The following is a 17,224-nucleotide window of genomic DNA, read 5'->3' as shown; positions in this document are numbered from 1 at the left end:
GTCAGGAGATACGGCTCAGCGCCTCTGTTCTCGCACTTCGCCGTTGGTTTCTCGAAACAGATGAGAGATTCTCGCGACTCCGCGAAGTGCTCCACCCCCACAGGGATCTGATCCCTGTGGGGGTGGACCGGATCGGCCGCTACGACTTCGGAGACAAATCCACTCCGGTGAGGCAACCGCTACCGGCTTCGATTGTGAAGATGTAGTGCGTCTTCTCACGGGTTGCGCCGTACTCACTGACTTCCTTTGATGAGTGGCCGGAGGCCATTCGCTCAAGGACAACGTCGGGGTACTCGGCTTTGAGTCCGTCGAGGGTGATGCAGGTGTCGGGGGTGAACTTCAAGTAGGTGCGTTCCCACTGTTGGTCGTCGGTGTAGAAGATGGTGGAGGCGACGTTTTTCAGGTGTGTGCCCAGGGTGATGGGTTCGGTTTCCCAACGTTGGGACAGAACCTGCTCGGCGGGGGTATCCAGCAGCTTGGAGGTGGATTCCTGGGTCAAGGGCATGTGGGCGGTGGCAGTGTCGATGAACTGCCACACCGTGGGATTGGCGGGCATCTTAGGGGTGCTGGCGTTGCTCACGGTGTCTCCTCCTCCGCACGCGCTGGTCGCGACCACAATTGCTGCTCCGACGGCAGTCAGCGCTGTGGCCATCATCGTCGATCGTGATCGTGCGCGTGCCATCAGCTGCAGCCCTTCTCGTAGTACTGGCGGTAGTTCAGTTCAGGATCGGTTGAGGGATTCAGGTTCTCGCCGTAGTAGGCACCCATCTTGCGGATCGCTGACTTGTAGTCAGCGTCGCTGCGTCCGCTGCCAAGATACTCATCGTAGATGCGGTTGAACCCGGCCTCGTTCCCACACGGCGATCCCGATATCAGGGCCGCCATTCGCGATGATCTCACGCTGAATCTTGATGTTGTTGAAGGTTGCTGCGCCTTCGTTGTCGAGCTGAGAGTTGATGCAGGACTCTTTGGAGGAACGGTCGATCTCCAGCGGGTACACCGCATGCCCGAACTCGTGCGCGATCACTTGCGCCTGAGCTGTTGGCGAGCCCTTCTGGATGACAACCAACATGTCTCGGTAACTGGTGTAGGAACCCTCACCGTCGCGGTACTCAACCCGCCAGTCGTTCTTGATCTGCTTCCATTGGGACTGCAGCGTGGGCGATTTCGACACGATGTCGTAGGTAGCCTGGTCGCCGGGGATCTCGACGGCGGGACGCGCCTGGCCCTCGATGCTGCGAGTTGGGGCGGCTGGTTCACCGTTCTGATCGACATTGACCCGACCAGGAATCTCAGGCACCGGCTGCGGCTGTTCGGCGGTCGCGGGGGTGGGCGGGTCGGCCCTCGGTGTGCCCGATTGCGGAAGAGGTTGCTGGCCTGGGACCGGGACAATGGGGGTGCCGTTGCCCTCGCCGGGGCCGGGCCCGGGGGTTGCCGGCAAGCACGGGGCCGCCGGTAGAGCCGGGAGTGTTGCCGCCAGTCGTGGGTGGTGGGGTGTTCTGCGTGGGCGGCGGGGAGTAGGTCGGAACGTTGACGCAGGGCCAGTTCGCGCCGTACTGTGCGCGCATCTGATCACACAACGCATCAGCATGTGCCGGTGCACTACTCGTCGTCGGCAAGCCCGTCAGCGCGAGAGTGCTGGCAGCCAACCCGGCCAGCACAAGCAGGCCCATCCGACCGACGCCACGGCGCCGCGCCGCATTCTGTGTCATATGACGCTGATAGGTAGTGGGGCTTTCCGTCGGCGTTGACGGTGTTGTCGTTGGTGGGTGTGGCGATAGCGACGGTGGTGTAGGCGCGTACGGCGACGGGGCCGAGGCAACCGTCGACTTTGACGTGAACACCATCCGCCGATAGCCCGGCAGAAGGTCCGGCGAGTTTCTTGGTGCCGAAGGGGATGTCGGCGATGGTGCCGGGCTTCAAGGTGGTGGAGATGTTGCCGCTGGCTTGAGCACCGACGATCAATGCTGGTGGCCAGGAGATCGACACTTGGGCGGTGGGGCCGGCGGTGATGCCGAGGGTCAGGCCGGAGGTGACGTCGGTGTTGCAGCCGATCTGGAAACCAGATCTGACGGTGCCCGCGGAGACTGCGACGCGACCGGCGCCGGTGATGCGTCCTTCGCCGCGTAGTGACAGGAATCCTTCACCGGTCCAGGGTGATTGGTTGAGGGGTGCGACGCTGCGGACCTTCTCGTCGGCTTTGATGGCAGTCACCCGCCATCCGTCGGCGGTGGTCCTCGACACCTGATGGTCAGGAAACGTGGCCGGCGCCGCTGTACCGACCCCGGCGGCCAGACCGACCGCGACTGCGGCCGCTGCCACTCCCGTGACCACGCGTCGACGCACGCTGTTCCGCGTACCGTCCCTGAGCATAAACATTGCCGTATCCGTGCTTCGCTATCTTGAACACAAGAGTGGATCACACCAGTCCGACATTCACTATCGATAACTCTTGGTTGTGATCGATGCAACATTGCGGTGCTGATCGATGGTGGCGCAGCGTTGTGCTGGCGAGCAGCGAGAGAGGGAGTGAAGTAGGTGGCGGAGGAGGCGGTGGGCGCTGACCCCGGCGGCGACGCCGACGATGTTGCGGGTGAGGGGTTGTCGTGGGCGGCGCTGGTCAACGCGTTGTTCGAGCACACGCCCGGGTCGGTGCCGGGTGTGCCGTTGACTGGGCGGGAGGTGTGTGGCCGCGCCAATCAGTCCCGTCCGGGGCGGTTGAAAGAGCCGATGCTCTCGTCGCTGCGGCGCGGGCGGGCGGTCGAACCCGGCTTCGGCATCATCGCCGCGGTCGCCGACGGGTTCGGGGTCGATATCGAGTTCTTCACCCGAGAGTTCCACCACCAACACCAAGATCAGTCGATGGCACAACGGGTGCAGGCCGCGAATGCCGCCTGGCCTCAGCTGCTGAGGCTCGCCGCCGACATCAACGCACTACCCGAACCTCACCGCACCACCATCCAGGCCCTCATTACCATCCTCGCCACCCGGCGGCGGGACGAGTAATCGAAACTCGCCAGGACGGGCTGTACCTTATATTGGTAACCCTGCATATTCGACTTCTGCATATTCTCGGCGGGGGAGTGGTCAGTGGGTGAATGTTCATCTCACGACTATGGAAGATCGCCAAACCGGTCACCGGTGACTATCGCAGCTGTCACCGAGCGCTACAGCGATCCCGGCTACGCTGAGTCTCCTTCTGTCCAGCTGTCGTGTTGCCAACGGGCTCTGAGAATTGGCTCGAGTTCTTCGGGGAGAGTCCGGTGGCTTGGGTTGAACAGCGATACGGCGATACCGATGAGTGCTGTCGCCCCAAAGAAGATCACACCCAGAGTGCCGACAATGATCCACGGAGTCGATGGCCACCGGGACAGTGAAATGTCGCCGCCGACGGCGGCTTTGTCGCCGAAGGCCAGCCATGCCGACGCCAGCGTCATTCGTGTTCCTCAGACGGCTAGTGACCAGGAGAGCGTTCTTGGCGTTTTCAGGGTCCCGGATTCGTCGAAGCATCCCGAGGTGTCGCTTGTGGGGCGACAGGCGAGGAGCGCGAGCCCCAAGCCGGTAAGAACGATCCCGATCACTAGCATCACTTGCCCGCTTCTCAGTCAGAGCCAGGTGCTGCGAACGTGCGCACCGTTATCGACGAGGTACGGGACGAGAACGCGGAGCACCGAGGCTGGTGTGGGGCCGTAGTTCATGAGGGCGATCGTGACCGCGCGGGATCCGTCAGGCGGAGGGTGAATCACTACCTGCAGGCCACCCCTGACCGTGACATGCGACTGGGAGAGTTGGGCTTTGGTGATGAAGTAGTGCTTACCGACCGGCGTATGGACCCGAAGGCCGTCGTCGAGCAGAGACAAGTGCGCGCCGGATCGCAGCGCCTTACGCGCATACCAGAGAAGCAGGAATGGTGTCGCAACGCCGACAAGGACGCCGACGAACATCAGGAATCTGTGCCACGGAGACAGTTCCGGGTAGAGGTCGGCTCCGAGCAAGCCGATGGCCGGAGCCGCGGCTACGCCCATGGGTAGTAGCAGGAGGTAGACGTTAACGGACCACTGGCTTTGCGGTATCCGTTGCGGATCAACGGAATAAACTGGTCTCGATGGACGCGCATGAGTCGCGCCTATTAGGGCGGCGAGCACGAATGTGCCCAGCATGACCGCCCCGCAGGCAGCGCCGGCGGATAGCCGCCATGACTGTTCTTCGGCCGCACGAAGAGCTTCCATGAGCGCGCCGACTGCCAATACGGCGACAAGTAGGATCATCGCGTAAATGCCCCATGGACGTCTGCCGTGCCACGGATTCTGTTCAGTGCTGGACACGACCATCAGTTCCAGCGCGCTCGTACGAGGCCATAGGCGATGAGACCTGTTCCGATGCCAAGCGCCGCAGCGGGTCCGAATGCGACACTGAAGAGTGCCACGGCTCCATAGCTGACCAAAGCACCTGCAACCCAGGATCCGAAGTTGATGGCAGCCGCTTTCCCGCGGAAGTGTTGGGGTCTGATGCGTCCATGAGGGTTCCGAGCCCGGCGCCGAACGGTCCCAGGGATCTCCCGGCTCCGCGGGCAAGCTGTCCGCCTACGGACCTGCCACGGGACTGACCATCCTGGTATGGCGCCGTTTGTGCCGATGGCTTCGATCAGTGCTCCCTTCACCGAAATCGTCGTTGATACCAGCATGCCCAATGCGGTCGGGGCAAGCTCCAGGCCTGTGTCCGGATCGACGAGGATCGGTTTGCCGTCAGCATCGAGGCCCGGGGCGAACCTGGTCTCGGTGCCGTCGATGGCGATGCGGACGCCGGTTCGGTCGGGGTGGATGACCAGCTGCTCGCCGTTGGAGAATTCGGTGTGCCGGGCCGGCCGGCGCCGTGGTCGACCTCAACAACTGATCGAGTTCGTCCGCATCGCCATCACGCAGTTCCAGGGCCGGGGCGGGAGTATTGGCCATAACCAATTATCTCAACCCGACAACCCTAAACTAATTAACGACACGAGACACTAGCAGGACTTGCCCGCTTCTCAGTCAGAGCCAGGTGCTGCGAACGTGCGCACCGTTATCGACGAGGTACGGGACGAGAACGCGGAGCACCGAGGCTGGTGTGGGGCCGTAGTTCATGAGGGCGATCGTGACCGCGCGGGATCCGTCAGGCGGAGGGTGAATCACTACCTGCAGGCCACCCCTGACCGTGACATGCGACTGGGAGAGTTGGGCTTTGGTGATGAAGTGCTGCTTGCCGACGGTTGTGCGGACGTGAAGGCCGTCGTCGAGTAGTGCCAGATGTGCGTCAGAGTGTTGCGCCTTGTGTGCATACCAGAGAAGCAGGAATGGTGTCGCAACGCCGACAAGGACGCCGACGAACATCAGGAATCTGTGCCACGGAGACAGTTCCGGGTAGAGGTCGGCTCCGAGCAAGCCGATGGCCGGAGCCGTGGCAACGGCTGAAGGAAGGAGCAATAGATTGATGTTGACCGCCCACCTGCTACGCGGTATCCACTTCGGATTGACGGAATACACCCTCGTCGGATGACCATGTACCGCTACAGCGAGGGAGATGAACGTTAACGTGCTGAACATCACCACAGCGCAGGCCGCACCTGTGAGGACTTGCCACGAGTGCTCCGGGGCTTCTCGGAGTGACGCGATGAGCGTGCCTACGGTCATAAGGGCGCCGACCAGAGTTCCCGCGTAAGCACCCCACGGCCACTTCTGGAGTCGCTGATACTCGTTGCCGCTCACGTGATTTTCATTTCCAGAATACTCGCGCGACAGTGTAGGCGAATAGGCTGACAGCAATTGCCAGTGGCCGCAACCGCGACGAATAGCGACCCGGCCAATGCCACGGTGCCGGCTATCGCGGTGCCCGCTGCCCAGGATCCGAAGTTGATGGCAGCCGCTTTCCCCGCGGAAGTGTTGGGGTCTGATGCGTCCATGAGGGTTCCGAGCCCGGCGCCGAACGGTCCCAGGAACCTTCCGGCTCCGCGGGCAAGCTGTCCGCCTACGGAGCCATGCGGGACTGACCACCCTGGTATGGCACCGTTTGTGCCGATGGCTTCGATCAGTGCTCCCTTCACCGAAATCGTCGTTGATACCAGCATGCCCAATGCGGTCGGGGCAAGCTCCAGGCCTGTGTCCGGATCGACGAGGATCGGTTTGCCGTCAGCATCGAGGCCCGGGGCGAACCTGGTCTCGGTGCCGTCGATGGCGATGCGGACGCCGGTTCGGTCGGGGTGGATGACCAGCTGCTCGCCGTTGGAGAATTCGGTGCGCCAGACCGGCCGGCGCCGTGGTCGACCTCAGCAACTGATCGAGTTCGTCCGCATCGCCATCACGCAGTTCCAGGGCCGGGGCAGGAGTATTAGCCATAACCGACTATCTCAACCCAACAACCCTAAACTAATTAACGACACGAGACACTAGCAGGACTTGCCCGCTTCTCGGTCAGAGCCAGGTGCTGCGAACGTGCGCACCGTTGTCGATGAGGTACGGGACGAGTACGTGTAGGACCGAGGATGGTGTGGGGCCGTAGCTCATGAGGTTGATGATGACCGCGGGTGATTCTTCAGGGTGCAATTCCACACGGACTCCGCCCCTGATAACGGCAACGGTCCGGAGGAGTTGAGCCTTGGTGATGAAGTGCTGCTTGCCGACGGTTGTGCGGACGTGAAGGCCGTCGTCGAGTAGTGCCAGATGTGCGTCAGAGTGTTGCGCCTTGTGTGCATACCAGAGAAGCAGGAATGGTGTCGCAACGCCGAGGAGTACGCCGACGAACATCAGGAATCTGTGCCACGGAGACAGTTCCGGGTAGAGGTCGGCTCCGAGAAGGCCGATCGCCGGAATTGCGGCGAGAAACGCGGGGATGAGCAGAAGGCAGGAGGCGACCGACCATCTGCTGCGCGGAATGAAAGACGGATCAACGGTGTAGACAGGTCGCGTCGGACGAGCATAAATCGCGCCGGCAACGCATGTGAAGACAGATGTGCCGAGCATCAACGACCAACTGACTCCCGCCGCGAGCAGCAGCCACGATCGCTCTGCGGCTGCATGATGGATAAGCATGACCGTGCCGCCGACTTCCACAACTGCCAGAAGCATGAGGGCCGCGTACATACCCCAGGGATATTTGGTCACCCACTGGTTCTCGTCAGCGTCCGACACAGATACTTACCCCCATCGCTTGGCAGCGTAGTAGACGCCGAGTCCGACGCCAATTCCCAGGATTGCAGCCGCCGCAAACGGAGCCGTCGTGAAAACGGTTACCACGCCGGTGAAAGTGGTGCCCGCTGCCCAGGATCCGAAGTTGATGGCAGCCGCTTTCCCCGCGGAAGTGTTGGGGTCTGATGCGTCCATGAGGGTTCCGAGCCCGGCGCCGAACGGTCCCAGGGATCTCCCGGCTCCGCGGGCAAGCTGTCCGCCTACGGAGCCATGCGGGACTGACCATCCTGGTATGGCGCCGTTTGTGCCGATGGCTTCGATCAGTGCTCCCTTTGCCGAAATCGTCGTTGATACCAGCATGCCCAATGCGGTCGGGGCAAGCTCCAGGCCTGTGTCCCGGTCGACGAGGATCGGTTTGCCGTCAGCATCGAGGCCCGGGGCGAACCTGGTCTCGGTGCCGTCGATGGCGATGCGGACGCCGGTTCCGTCGGGGTGGATGACCAGCTGCTCGCCGTTGGAGAATTCGGTGTGCCGGGTGCCGTCCGGGTCGATTCGGGTCAACGACGAGATGCCGTCGGCAACGTTGGTATCGAGTATGGTGCCGTCTTCGAATCCGTAGATGATGCCGTTGGGTGTGGTTTGTGCGGTGGTCGCGACGATGTCGGTGCCGTCGGGGGCGGTGCGGTAGTACTCGGGTTGTCCGTCGGTTCCGGTGCGGACGTTGACGACGCCGACGTCTTGGCCGAGGTAGTTGTTGGCGAGCCAGTCGTTGTAGGTGAGTTGTTGGCCGGGGGCTGGTTCGGCGCCTTGGGTGGGACTGCGTTCAGGTTCAGGCCCTGATGGCTGGTCGGTGATTCCAGCGGTGAGTAGCTCCGAAAGTCCGCTGTTGTCGTCCTGTTGTGGCTGTTGCGGCGAGTCTTGACCGACGTCTGGCCCGGGGTAGTTGTGGGCCACCCAGTCGCCGTAGCCGAGTTGTTGGCCGGGGGTGGGGTCAGCGCCCTGGTCGGGGCTGGGCTCGGTCCCGGTTGTTGTGGGTGGGGCGGTGATAGGAGCGGTGAGCAGGTCGGCGAGTCCCTCGTTGGTCGAGGGTGTCTGTTCTGCTTGCTCGGCTCGGGCCTGTGCCTGCTGTTCGGGGGTGACCGGTCCGATGAATCCTGCGTCGCCGGGTTGAGGTATGAGGTGGGAGGTCTGTGTGGGGTCGGCAAGGATGGGATAGCGGGCATCGGTGGCGGGTTCGACGTGTTGGACGAGGTTGCCGTTGTCATCGACGGTGTACCAGGTCTTCTGCGGTTGACCGGTGGCGTCGAAGGCCCAGGGGCGGGCGACCTGGCTGACCGGGTTGCCGTTGGCGTCGTAGACGGTTGCTGAGCCGTCGGGGTTGACTTCGGTGTGGCCGCCGGGAGGCGTGTTCATGGCGAACCGGTAGGTGGTAGGGGAGGTTTCGTCGTGAATCAGGACCATCCGCGAGGGGCCGAGTGTGGCTTGCGTCGACCCTCCGCGCGTCAGGAGTGACCTGGCTCGCGGGTTTGCTGCGGCGATGGCTGCGGCGCCGGCAAGAATCCAGATCGGCAGCGGGATTGATGTTCGCTCACCGGTCGGGGTGTCGAGTCTGGCGCCGGTTTCGGTTGGAAGGGTTCCGATGTCCTTGGTACTTGGGGCGCTATCGGTAGGTGCGTTGCCGCCGGTGCTGTTGGGTGCCGAAGGCGCGGACGGTACCGGTTGAGGTGCTTCTCTGACGGGGGCACCCGACTCGGGTGAAGCGGGTGTGACCGCACTGTCTGCGGCTGGGGGATGAGGGCCGCGCTGCGGGGACTGCTGGCCGGGGACGGGGACGATCGGGGTGCCGTCGCCTTCGCCGGGGCCGGGTCCGGGGTTGCCGGCGATCCCGGGTCCGTTGTTTGAGCCGGTGTCGGTCGGCCCGGTGACCGGTGGCGGAGTGTTCTGTGTGGGTGGTGGGGTGTAGGTGGGCACGCTGATGCAGGGCCAACCGGACCCATATTGGGCGCGCATCTGATCGCACAGTGGGTCGGCCTGGGCGGTCGGCTGCGATCCGGTGAGCGCGGCCGCGGCGAACGTGATGGTGCCGACGAGTGTGCCTGTCAAGGCGAGAAGAACTGCCGCGCTGCGTGTGCGGGATCGTCCAGGGCGGTTGGCCCCGGGCTGCCGATAGCTTGTGTGGCTCATTGGCTGCCGACCTTCGCCAGAATCGCGTCGGCGCCGGTCCAGAACCAGCGTCCCGCGATGGACATGAGGAGAAAGAATCCGAGGAAGACGGGAACCTGGCCCCAACGCTGGCTCCATTCGCCGAGGTGGTCGAGGTTGGCCGCGGCCAGGATCAACAGGATGCAGCCGGCGACGAACAACGCGACTTTGGTGACGACGGCGTGTCGGCCACGGGTGTCGGTGGGTGCAGCATGAGCAGGACCACTGGAAGTGGTGGTGTGAGACATGGATGTTCGATTCCCCCGAAGTCGAAAAGCCGAAAGTCTTGAGACGACTCAGAACAGAGGCGTGTCAGAGGTAGTGAGGCTGTCCGTACACATTGACCGTGTTGTCGTTGGCCGGTGTGGAGATGGCAACGGTCACGTAGGAGCGCACCGCGACCGGACCGAGGCAGCCATCAACCTTGACGTGCACGCCATCGACGGTGAGCCCGGCAGTCGGTCCGGCGAGTTTCTTTGTGCCGAATGGGATGTTGGCGATGGTGCCAGGCTTGAAGGTAGTGGAGATGTTGCCGTTGGCTTGCGCGCCGACAATCAGCGCCGGCGGCCAAGAGATCGACATCTGCGCAGTGGGGCCAGCAGTCATACCGAGAGTCACACCCGAGGTGACGTCGGTGTTGCAGCCGATCTGGAAGCCGGCGCTCACTGTGCCCGCGGACACCGCCACCCGGCCAGCACCCGAGATCCGTCCTTCGCCGCGTAGCGACAGGAAGCCTTCACGGGTCCACGGTGACTGGTTGAGGGGCCGTACGCTACGCACCTTCTCGTGCGCTTTGACGGCAGTGATCCGCCAGCCATCGGCGGTATGCTTCGACACCGTTTGATCAGTGAACGAGTAGAGGAATTGTCAAGACCTGTGGATCGGGGTGTTTCAGGCGACCTCCGTTCCGGCTTGCTGATCGCCGTCTGAGGGCGGGGTTGGTGGGGTGATCTCGGTGGGGCGTTCGAGCAGTTTGCCCTTGTGGAAGACCGCGCCGGCGCGCACCAGGGCGACCAGGTGTGGTGCGTTGACGGCGCGCCAGCGGGCCGCGGCGGCGTCGATGAGCTTGTAGGCCATGGCCAGACCAGCTGCTCGTGACCCCGGACCTTTGGTGACTTTGGTGCGCAAACGCACTGTGGCGAAGGTGCTTTCGATCGGATTCGTGGTGCGTAGGTGGATCCGATCGAGAACGTGTCCCGGCTAACGCCGGCGAGGAGCTTCTCGGTCTTCGCCTTCACCTGCCTCTGCACCAGTGACAGTGGCGCGAAGAACAGGGAGTGGGGGATCTCGCCCTTTCGCGCGAGCTCGACCAGTTCGGCGTACTTGATGCGGCCGGACTCCAGCGCGCGCTCGTACCCCTTGTACGTGCCCGCCACGGAGCTGTCGAGGAGGGTGGTGAACAGCGTGTCGTCGATCGGGACGGCATCGCGGCCGATCAGCACCTCAATGGCCATGCCCCGCGACCTCCGGCGCGCTCATGCGTTCGCTCCGGCTGCCTCCTCGGCCAGCACCCGGTGCACCGTCCCGACCGAGACGCCGAGGACGCGTGCGATCACGCGGATCGACTCTCCCTTCTCGCGGCGGGCGAGGACGATCGCGCGCTTGTCGTCGTCGATGGCGCGCGGCCGTCCACCGACCCTGCCGCGCCGACGGGCCGCGTCGAGGTCGTTCTTCGTCTTGCGCGAGATGTCTCGGCCGCGGTCCTCGGCCAGCGCGAGCGCCATGTCGAGGAGGAAGCTGCGCTCGGTGTGCTCTCCGGCGGCGATGCCGTCGAGCACCTTGACCGTGCAGCCGCGCTGGAAGAGGTCGTTGAGCACCACCAGTCCTTCCAGGAGATTGCGTCCGAGCCGGTCGACCTCCTGGACGGCGAGCATCTCCCCGTCGCGCATGAAGTCGATCGCCGTCTTGAGTCTTGGTCGGTCGTCGACCGCCAGCTTGCCGCTGACCCTCTCCTCGAAAACGCGCACGCAGATCGGGTCGAGGGCATCGTGCTGCCTCTGCGTCTCCTGATTCGCGGTGCTCACCCGTACGAGTCCCACCAGGGCCATGAAGCATCCTCGCGTTCATTTAACCCGTTCAACTGCTTCTGTCTAGTCTTGAAGTAGTTGAACGGGTTTGTGAACACCCACTCGGCGAAATGCTCGCGGTCGGCTCCTCCGGACCACTGTTCACGTCAACGACCGTTTGTTGAACGGCGGTGTGAGTCAGCCCCAGCCCTGCGACGCCACGAACCGTCTTGGGCGGCGGATGCGAGGCGCAGGCCTGCCCATCACGCCGAGTCCCGTCGGACATGGGCACATAGCCCCGCGCCCGCCAGGCCGAGTGCCGGTACGAGAAGCGTGACGGCAGGAGGCCACACGGACATGCCTGCAGGGGCCTCCCCAAGTGCCTGGGCGAGGAGCATGTGGCTGGCGTTGAACGGCAGCCACGGCGTGATCGCCTCGAGCATCGGGACCATGGACGCGAGCTGTTCGATCAGGAGCATCCACGTGATCGGCGCGGCGACGGACACCGCGACGGAGCGCGTGAGGACGGCAAGCGCCGTCGCCATCGTCACCCACAGGAGAACGACGAGGAGATAGGCCGCGAGATAGGCCCACCCCCGCGGCGACATGGCCAGCCCGTCGGGATAGAACCTCGCCGCGACGAGTGCGAGGCCGATGCCGACGACGTACGCGAATGCGAGGAACGCCCACTGGACCGCTGCCTGTGCCGCCAACGAGGCCCATCGGCTCTTCTGCGTGAGGAAGGACAGCGCCGTCGACCCCGCATTGATCTCGGTCGCGGTGTGTGTGCCGGCGAACACGATGGCCAGCACATGGAAGATGCTCACGCACTTGCCCAGATCACCGGCGTCGATCGGCCCTCGATAGGCCGGGTCGTAGACGATGCCCATCAGGACGATGGGGCCGACGCAGCAGCCGATCAGCAGCGCAGCGAAGATGCCTGTGGAGCGCACGGTGAGCAGTCGGCGCACCTCAGCTGTCAATGCTCGTGTCATCGCTCGGGCCATTCTTTGCCATGTTCGGCTTCGGATGATCGGTCGGTGAGGCGGAGGAATTCTTCTTCCAGCCGGATCGGCTTGTCCGTCAGGGCAGTGATGAGCACGTCGAGGTCTCGGCAGGTCCGCGAGAGCGTGAGCGCGTCGGGGACCGTCTCGTCGAATGTCACGCAGAGTCCCTCGGGCAGTGCGGTTACGGGGACCCGCAGTCCGCGCAGAGCCTGCTCGACGCGTTCGTCGTCGTCGGTGCAGAGGAGCGCTTGGCGGCTGCGCGCGTGCAGAAGATCGGCGACGTCCCACTGGCCGAGCGAGCGGCCGTTGTCGATGACGACGAGGCGGTCGGCGAGGGTCTCCATCTCGCCGAGCAGGTGGGAGGAGACAAGGACGGCGTGGCCGCTCGCGGCGGCATCGCGCAGGAAGGCGCGCATCCACTCCATCCCCTGCGGGTCGAGGCCATTCATCGGCTCGTCGAGGACGATGTTGCGCGGTCTGCCCAGCAGGGCGGCCGCGAGCCCCAGGCGCTGCTTCATCCCGAGCGAGTAGCCGCCGATCCTGCGATGAGCTGCCTGGGTCAACGCGACGGCCTCGAGTACCTCCCAGGCGCGGCGGTCGGGTAGGCCGGAAGAAGCAGCGATGGTCGTCAGGTGCGCCAGTCCGGTCCGGCCGGGGTGGAACCAGGAGGCGTCGAGGACGGCTCCGACGACCGCGGCCGGCCTCGTCTGGGCGGTCAGCGGGAGCCCGTCGATGAGCACGGTTCCGGTGGTGGGCTTGTGGAGCCCGAGGAGGCATCGCATGGTCGTGGACTTGCCGGCTCCGTTCTGGCCGAGGAACCCGGTGATGGATCCGTCGGGGACCGTGAAGCTCAATCCTTCAACAGCGGTCACCTGGCCGTAGCGCTTCGAGAGACGGTCGACCTCGATCATGCGCGCCCGCCCTGGGACCGGCTGGCCGAATCCGGATGGCCGTCCCGTCCGCCAGTCAGACGCCGGTCCAGCACCGGCGACGCCGCGGCGACGACGGCCGCGACGACGAGGGCACCGAGCGCGAGGCCGGAGAGCACGTCGTGGACGTAGTGGACTCCGGCGGCCACTCGAGAGGCGGCGATCGCCAGCGCGAGAGGCAACGCGAACCAGGCGAGGCGGGGGACGACGAGGATGCAGGCGGTGGCGAAGGCAGCGGCCAGGACGGCGTGATTCGACGGCCACGACCAGTCCCCGCTCCCGGGGCAGCTGAGCACAGTGGCAGTGTCGACGACGCTGCAGGGCCGCGGCTCCTCGACCAGCAGCTTGACGGCCTCGCTCAATCCGTAGGCCGTGATCACGCCGAGTCCAGCCAGCGCCAGGAGCCAGAACCGCCGGCGCTCGCGCAGCCAGCACCAGAGAGCGAGGACGCCGGCGGTCGCCACGAGGGCAAGCAGACCGAATTCGGCCACGGATCCCACCGCCGAGGCCAGTGCCGAGCCCTCGGCGAGACCGGCGACAGCGGTGAAGAGGCGCTCACGCACCGGATACGTCGCGAGAGCGAGGGCAGCAAGAGCTGCGACGGCAATCAACAGCGCGGGCCACGGCACGGGGCGGGACGAGGATCTGCGCGGCGTCGAAAGCGTGCGCGTCGAAGTTTCGTGAGTCATGAAATCCACGCTATGGACGCGGTTCGGCCTCAGAATCTGCCATGCGGGGCGACTCGTCTATGCCCACGGTCATACCGGCGAGGTGCTGCGCACGCCCGATCGGGGGAGGCGGCGAGCCCACGGTCCCCGGCAGAATGGAGCGCATGACCCTAATTGATCGCCCGTCTGCGCGCCGGAGCGTCGACGCGCTAACGGCGATCGGTTTCGGGGTGCTGGCCTCCGCGCCGGAGCCGGGCCTCTTCATGGCCCTGCTCACCGGCATCGCCGCGATCGCAATCGGGCTCTGGTCCAGGGGTCCGCGCGCGGGCCTGGGAGGACTGGCAGTGCTGGTCGTCGTGAGCATGGCCCGGGCCACGTGGCTCGACGGGCACTGGCTCTACGTCGCGGAGGAGTTGCCCCCGGCGCTCATGCGCGCTGGTGTGCCCTGGCTGATCGGTCTCGCCGTGCGCCAGTACATCGTCCTCGGGCGGAGGGCAGACCGCGAGCGAGAGCTGCGGCAGGTCCAGCGCCTGGCCGAGCTCAAGGAGCGCGCCACCGCCGACCGGCTCGCCCTCGCGCAGTCGCTGCACGACGACCTCGGCCACTCGTTGAGCCTCGTCGCGCTCAATCTCGGACGGCTCGAGATCGACCCGGCACTGCCCGAGAGCGCCCGCACCTCGCTCTTACACGCCCGCAACGACCTCGCCCACGCGGTCGAACGCCTGGGGGACTCCGTCTCCGACCTCAGATCCGGCGCTCCCGTGCTGCCAATGGGCGCAGCATCTGTCGATGCACTGCTGGCCCGGGCCCGCGCAGCCGGTGCGCGCATCACCGTGCAAGGACTGCCGGAACCCAGGCGGCTGCAGGACTTCGGAGGCGAGCAGGTCACGAGGGTCCTACAAGAAGCGATCACGAACGCAAGCAGGCACGCTCCCGGCACCCCGATCGACATCACCGCTGCCGACGCCGGTGCCGAGCTGCGTCTGAAGATCGAGAACGCCCTCGGCGAGACTCCTGCCGACGCGCACACAGCGGGCACGGGCCTGAGCGCTTTGGAAAGTGAGCTCCGCGCCCACGGCGGAGAACTCGCCGCGGAGAAGACGGACAGTGCGTTCGTCCTCTCAGCGGCCCTCCCGGCTCGCCGTCAGGAGCAGAGCACGCACGATGATCGCGCTGTGGAGGCGACGAGAGACGTCGATGAGAGCTCGACCGGCAGAACGAAGCTCCGCCAGCGACTGATTCTCGCCTCGACCGCGGCGATCGTCGTCGTCGGGCTCGCAGCGGTCGAGGCGCTGACGGTGGTGCAGAACCACCGCGCGCTGCTGTCGGCAGGGGCCTTCTCAAGCATCAGCGTCGGAGACGCGCGGGCGGAGACCGAGCGGATCCTGCCCGGCCACGAGCTGCCGGCCAGCCGGGGCGAGAACCGACCGGACGACTGCCACGACTACGCCGTGACCGCGAACACCTTTGACGACGCTGCCGGGGACGTGTACCGGATCTGCTTCGCGCAGGACGAGGTCTCCAGCACCGAGTACATCGCAGGAGGACAACGATGACAGCGACCGAGGCCCCGGTCAGAGTCCTGGTCGCCGACGACGACCCCCTCGTGAGGACCGGCATCGTCGGGATCCTCGACACCGATCCCGCCATCGAGGTCGTAGCCCAGGCCGCCGACGGAGCAGAGGCCCTGCGCAAGATCGACGCGCACCGTCTCGACGTCGCCCTCTTCGACATCCAGATGCCCGGGATGAGCGGACTCGACGCGCTGCAACGGCTCCGCTCCGACGGGAGCGCGCTCCCCTGCCTGTTCGTCACCACGTTCGGGGAGGACGACTACATCGCCGAGGCCATCCGGCTCGACGCAGACGGGTTCGTCCTCAAGTCCGGCGATCCGCGCCAGCTGATCGCCGGTGTGCACGCCGTCGCCGGTCGCGGAGCGTTCTTCTCGCCCTCGGTCGCCCGGCGTCTGCTCGACTCCGGCGTCTCGACGACGTACACCCAGTACGCGAGCGCCGTCGAACGCTTCGAACGCCTCACGGCTCGCGAGCGAGAGATCCTGATCCGGCTCAGCCAAGGAGAGACGAACGCTGAGATCGCGAAAGCGCTGCACCTCGCTCCCGGCACCGTCAAGGTGCACGTTTCCGCGATCCTGCGGAAGACTGAAGCGCGCAACCGCGTAGAAGCAGCCCTCATCGCCCTTCGCGCCGGACGAGCCTAGATCTTCTCGGGACGACGACGATCAGGCTTCGTCGTGCCGGAGCTTCGGAACGCCCGCGACGAGACCTTCGATGGTGTCTTCGGGGCGGAGACAAGCGCCGCGCAGAGGAGATCGAAATCTGCCACGGCACCATTGTTCCCGAGTCGCGTCCGACCCTGCTCGCGCGGAGAAGGTCCCGGAGTAGATCTGGGGCGTTCTTGTGGTCATTCTCAGAAGACGAAGTCTGCGGCTGTCTCGCCGGCCTCGGCGCACATCGAAGCGAAGTTCCCGCCCTCGGTCTTCGTGCGCGAGGTGGCGACGCCCTCGGACTTCGTCTGGCCGGCGCAGTTGACGATCCCGTAGGTGACCTCGCCCGCCTCCTCGTCGAGCACCCAGCGCTCAAGCGCGGGCGAGAAGTTCTGGATCGCGCGGAGATGCTGGACCTGCCCGTCCTCGACGCCCAGGTCCGCGGTCGCGCCCGACTTCTCGCCCTGGCCGCCTTCCTCGGTGCTCTCGTCGCCGGTCTCCTCGACCGGGGTCTCCGGCTCGGTAGGCTCGGTAGCCGGTGCCGAGGGGACTGGATCCTGCGCTTCGGCATGGAACGCGGCGCGGTCCTCGTCGTCGCCGGGGTAGCTGCACCCGCTGAGCGCGAGAGCAGCGGCGGCCAGCAGTGCTGCGCCGATGGTCGTGATCGCCGCCTTCGTCATCAGACGTCACCCCTCTCGGCATCGGGCGTACCAGTGGTCGTCTTCACCTGGACGCCCGACTTCGTCTTCATCTTCGAGACCAGGTTCGTGTTCGAGACCAGGTTCGTGAACAGCTGCGGCGCGACGATGAAGGACGCGATGAGCGCCGAGGCAGCTCCGGCGATCCAGACGTTGCTGAAGATGCCGAGCGCCACCGAGAGTCCCCAGCGGAAGATCATGTAGCCGACGGTGAAGCCGAGCGCCAGCAGCGCCATCCGCCAGATGGGCGAGCGGCCCTGGAACTCCTGGAACTCGCGCCAGGCGGTTTTGAGCAGGCCGGAGGTCTGCTGGAAGTCCGTACTCTTCCGCTCC

The 17,224-nt window shown here is 65.2% G+C and carries 19 protein-coding genes and 1 pseudogene; 3 read left to right on the top strand and 17 right to left on the bottom strand.

Annotated elements, in window-relative coordinates:
* Positions 1 to 139: 139 nt before the first annotated feature.
* The 3 genes from E1P53_RS11665 to E1P53_RS11655 form a co-directional block, all read right to left on the bottom strand.
* Positions 140 to 580 carry a hypothetical protein gene (locus E1P53_RS11665; RefSeq protein WP_230825340.1) on the bottom strand — a complete coding sequence of 147 codons (441 nt, stop codon included), beginning with the start codon at positions 578 to 580 and terminating at the stop codon, positions 140 to 142.
* Between the two features lie 240 nt (positions 581 to 820).
* The gene (locus E1P53_RS11660; RefSeq protein ID WP_230825343.1) at positions 821 to 1,300 is read right to left on the bottom strand and encodes a M78 family metallopeptidase domain-containing protein; all 480 of its coding nucleotides are present in this window, start codon (positions 1,298 to 1,300) and stop codon (positions 821 to 823) included.
* 302 nt (positions 1,301 to 1,602) lie between these two features.
* Positions 1,603 to 2,214: an MspA family porin gene (locus tag E1P53_RS11655; protein WP_230825345.1), complete on the bottom strand. Its 612-nt coding sequence runs from the start codon at positions 2,212 to 2,214 to the stop codon at positions 1,603 to 1,605.
* 324 nt (positions 2,215 to 2,538) lie between these two features.
* Here E1P53_RS11655 and E1P53_RS20755 point away from each other — a divergent pair, with 324 nt between their 5' ends.
* Complete coding sequence (locus tag E1P53_RS20755; RefSeq protein ID WP_244941165.1) at positions 2,539 to 3,006, top strand: hypothetical protein; 468 nt, start codon at positions 2,539 to 2,541, stop codon at positions 3,004 to 3,006.
* Positions 3,007 to 3,182: 176 nt separating this feature from the next.
* Here the strand turns inward: E1P53_RS20755 and E1P53_RS11645 are convergent, their stop codons facing one another.
* The 12 genes and pseudogenes from E1P53_RS11645 to E1P53_RS11590 all read right to left on the bottom strand — a co-directional run bounded on the left by E1P53_RS11645 (position 3,183) and on the right by E1P53_RS11590 (position 13,990).
* Positions 3,183 to 3,437, bottom strand: coding sequence for a hypothetical protein (locus E1P53_RS11645; protein WP_131734387.1), 255 nt, complete (start codon positions 3,435 to 3,437; stop codon positions 3,183 to 3,185).
* A gap of 168 nt (positions 3,438 to 3,605) precedes the next feature.
* Complete coding sequence (locus E1P53_RS11640; RefSeq protein ID WP_131734386.1) at positions 3,606 to 4,325, bottom strand: hypothetical protein; 720 nt, start codon at positions 4,323 to 4,325, stop codon at positions 3,606 to 3,608.
* A gap of 702 nt (positions 4,326 to 5,027) precedes the next feature.
* A complete protein-coding gene (locus E1P53_RS11635; RefSeq protein ID WP_131734385.1) occupies positions 5,028 to 5,741 on the bottom strand; it encodes a hypothetical protein in 714 nt (237 codons plus the stop codon).
* A 702-nt stretch (positions 5,742 to 6,443) separates the two neighbouring features.
* Entirely contained in the window at positions 6,444 to 7,133 is a 690-nt protein-coding gene (locus tag E1P53_RS11630) for a hypothetical protein (RefSeq protein WP_131734384.1), read from the bottom strand.
* Positions 7,134 to 7,166: 33 nt separating this feature from the next.
* On the bottom strand, positions 7,167 to 8,618 hold the full coding sequence (locus tag E1P53_RS11625; RefSeq protein ID WP_131734383.1) for a hypothetical protein: 1,452 nt from the start codon (positions 8,616 to 8,618) through the stop codon (positions 7,167 to 7,169).
* A gap of 719 nt (positions 8,619 to 9,337) precedes the next feature.
* On the bottom strand, positions 9,338 to 9,607 hold the full coding sequence (locus E1P53_RS11620; RefSeq protein WP_230825416.1) for a hypothetical protein: 270 nt from the start codon (positions 9,605 to 9,607) through the stop codon (positions 9,338 to 9,340).
* A gap of 64 nt (positions 9,608 to 9,671) precedes the next feature.
* The gene (locus E1P53_RS11615) at positions 9,672 to 10,196 is read right to left on the bottom strand and encodes an MspA family porin (RefSeq protein ID WP_131734382.1); all 525 of its coding nucleotides are present in this window, start codon (positions 10,194 to 10,196) and stop codon (positions 9,672 to 9,674) included.
* A 54-nt stretch (positions 10,197 to 10,250) separates the two neighbouring features.
* Positions 10,251 to 10,538 (bottom strand): annotated as a pseudogene (locus tag E1P53_RS11610) (IS256 family transposase); the annotation flags it as partial.
* A 296-nt stretch (positions 10,539 to 10,834) separates the two neighbouring features.
* Positions 10,835 to 11,407 carry a recombinase family protein gene (locus E1P53_RS11605; RefSeq protein ID WP_131734381.1) on the bottom strand — a complete coding sequence of 191 codons (573 nt, stop codon included), beginning with the start codon at positions 11,405 to 11,407 and terminating at the stop codon, positions 10,835 to 10,837.
* A gap of 221 nt (positions 11,408 to 11,628) precedes the next feature.
* On the bottom strand, positions 11,629 to 12,360 hold the full coding sequence (locus E1P53_RS11600) for an ABC transporter permease (protein ID WP_131734380.1): 732 nt from the start codon (positions 12,358 to 12,360) through the stop codon (positions 11,629 to 11,631).
* The gene (locus E1P53_RS11595) at positions 12,357 to 13,283 is read right to left on the bottom strand and encodes an ATP-binding cassette domain-containing protein (RefSeq protein WP_131734379.1); all 927 of its coding nucleotides are present in this window, start codon (positions 13,281 to 13,283) and stop codon (positions 12,357 to 12,359) included. Before E1P53_RS11595 ends, E1P53_RS11600 begins: the two co-directional genes overlap by 4 nt.
* A complete protein-coding gene (locus tag E1P53_RS11590; protein WP_131734378.1) occupies positions 13,280 to 13,990 on the bottom strand; it encodes a phosphatase PAP2 family protein in 711 nt (236 codons plus the stop codon). Before E1P53_RS11590 ends, E1P53_RS11595 begins: the two co-directional genes overlap by 4 nt.
* 134 nt (positions 13,991 to 14,124) lie before the next feature.
* Between E1P53_RS11590 and E1P53_RS11585 the strand changes: the two genes are divergently transcribed.
* On the top strand, positions 14,125 to 15,525 hold the full coding sequence (locus E1P53_RS11585) for a sensor histidine kinase (RefSeq protein WP_165484423.1): 1,401 nt from the start codon (positions 14,125 to 14,127) through the stop codon (positions 15,523 to 15,525).
* On the top strand, positions 15,522 to 16,187 hold the full coding sequence (locus E1P53_RS11580; protein WP_011867674.1) for a response regulator: 666 nt from the start codon (positions 15,522 to 15,524) through the stop codon (positions 16,185 to 16,187). The genes E1P53_RS11585 and E1P53_RS11580 overlap by 4 nt, the downstream gene beginning before the upstream one ends.
* Before the next feature lie 209 nt (positions 16,188 to 16,396).
* Here E1P53_RS11580 and E1P53_RS11575 read toward each other — a convergent pair whose 3' ends face one another.
* Both E1P53_RS11575 and E1P53_RS11570 read right to left on the bottom strand, forming a co-directional pair.
* Positions 16,397 to 16,873, bottom strand: a complete 477-nt coding sequence (locus E1P53_RS11575) for a hypothetical protein (protein WP_131734376.1) — start codon at positions 16,871 to 16,873, stop codon at positions 16,397 to 16,399.
* Positions 16,873 to 17,127, bottom strand: a complete 255-nt coding sequence (locus tag E1P53_RS11570) for a hypothetical protein (RefSeq protein ID WP_131734375.1) — start codon at positions 17,125 to 17,127, stop codon at positions 16,873 to 16,875. The genes E1P53_RS11575 and E1P53_RS11570 overlap by 1 nt, the downstream gene beginning before the upstream one ends.
* Positions 17,128 to 17,224 lie beyond the last annotated feature (97 nt).

The sequence above is a fragment of the Gordonia paraffinivorans genome (assembly GCF_900683595.1).
Lineage (GTDB): Bacteria > Actinomycetota > Actinomycetes > Mycobacteriales > Mycobacteriaceae > Gordonia > Gordonia paraffinivorans.
Note: the sequence above shows the minus strand (reverse complement) of the source record. Positions and strands in the feature narration are given on the sequence as shown.

Coding starts and splice junctions, on each gene's coding strand:
- E1P53_RS11600 (WP_131734380.1), bottom strand. CDS start 12,360: ATGACACGAGCATTGACAGCTGAGGTGCGCCGACTGCTCACCGTGCGC.
- E1P53_RS11585 (WP_165484423.1), top strand. CDS start 14,125: ATGGAGCGCATGACCCTAATTGATCGCCCGTCTGCGCGCCGGAGCGTC.
- E1P53_RS11595 (WP_131734379.1), bottom strand. CDS start 13,283: ATGATCGAGGTCGACCGTCTCTCGAAGCGCTACGGCCAGGTGACCGCT.
- E1P53_RS11620 (WP_230825416.1), bottom strand. CDS start 9,607: ATGTCTCACACCACCACTTCCAGTGGTCCTGCTCATGCTGCACCCACC.
- E1P53_RS11590 (WP_131734378.1), bottom strand. CDS start 13,990: ATGACTCACGAAACTTCGACGCGCACGCTTTCGACGCCGCGCAGATCC.
- E1P53_RS11605 (WP_131734381.1), bottom strand. CDS start 11,407: ATGGCCCTGGTGGGACTCGTACGGGTGAGCACCGCGAATCAGGAGACG.
- E1P53_RS11645 (WP_131734387.1), bottom strand. CDS start 3,437: ATGACGCTGGCGTCGGCATGGCTGGCCTTCGGCGACAAAGCCGCCGTC.
- E1P53_RS11570 (WP_131734375.1), bottom strand. CDS start 17,127: ATGGCGCTGCTGGCGCTCGGCTTCACCGTCGGCTACATGATCTTCCGC.
- E1P53_RS11575 (WP_131734376.1), bottom strand. CDS start 16,873: ATGACGAAGGCGGCGATCACGACCATCGGCGCAGCACTGCTGGCCGCC.
- E1P53_RS11580 (WP_011867674.1), top strand. CDS start 15,522: ATGACAGCGACCGAGGCCCCGGTCAGAGTCCTGGTCGCCGACGACGAC.
- E1P53_RS11625 (WP_131734383.1), bottom strand. CDS start 8,618: ATGGTCCTGATTCACGACGAAACCTCCCCTACCACCTACCGGTTCGCC.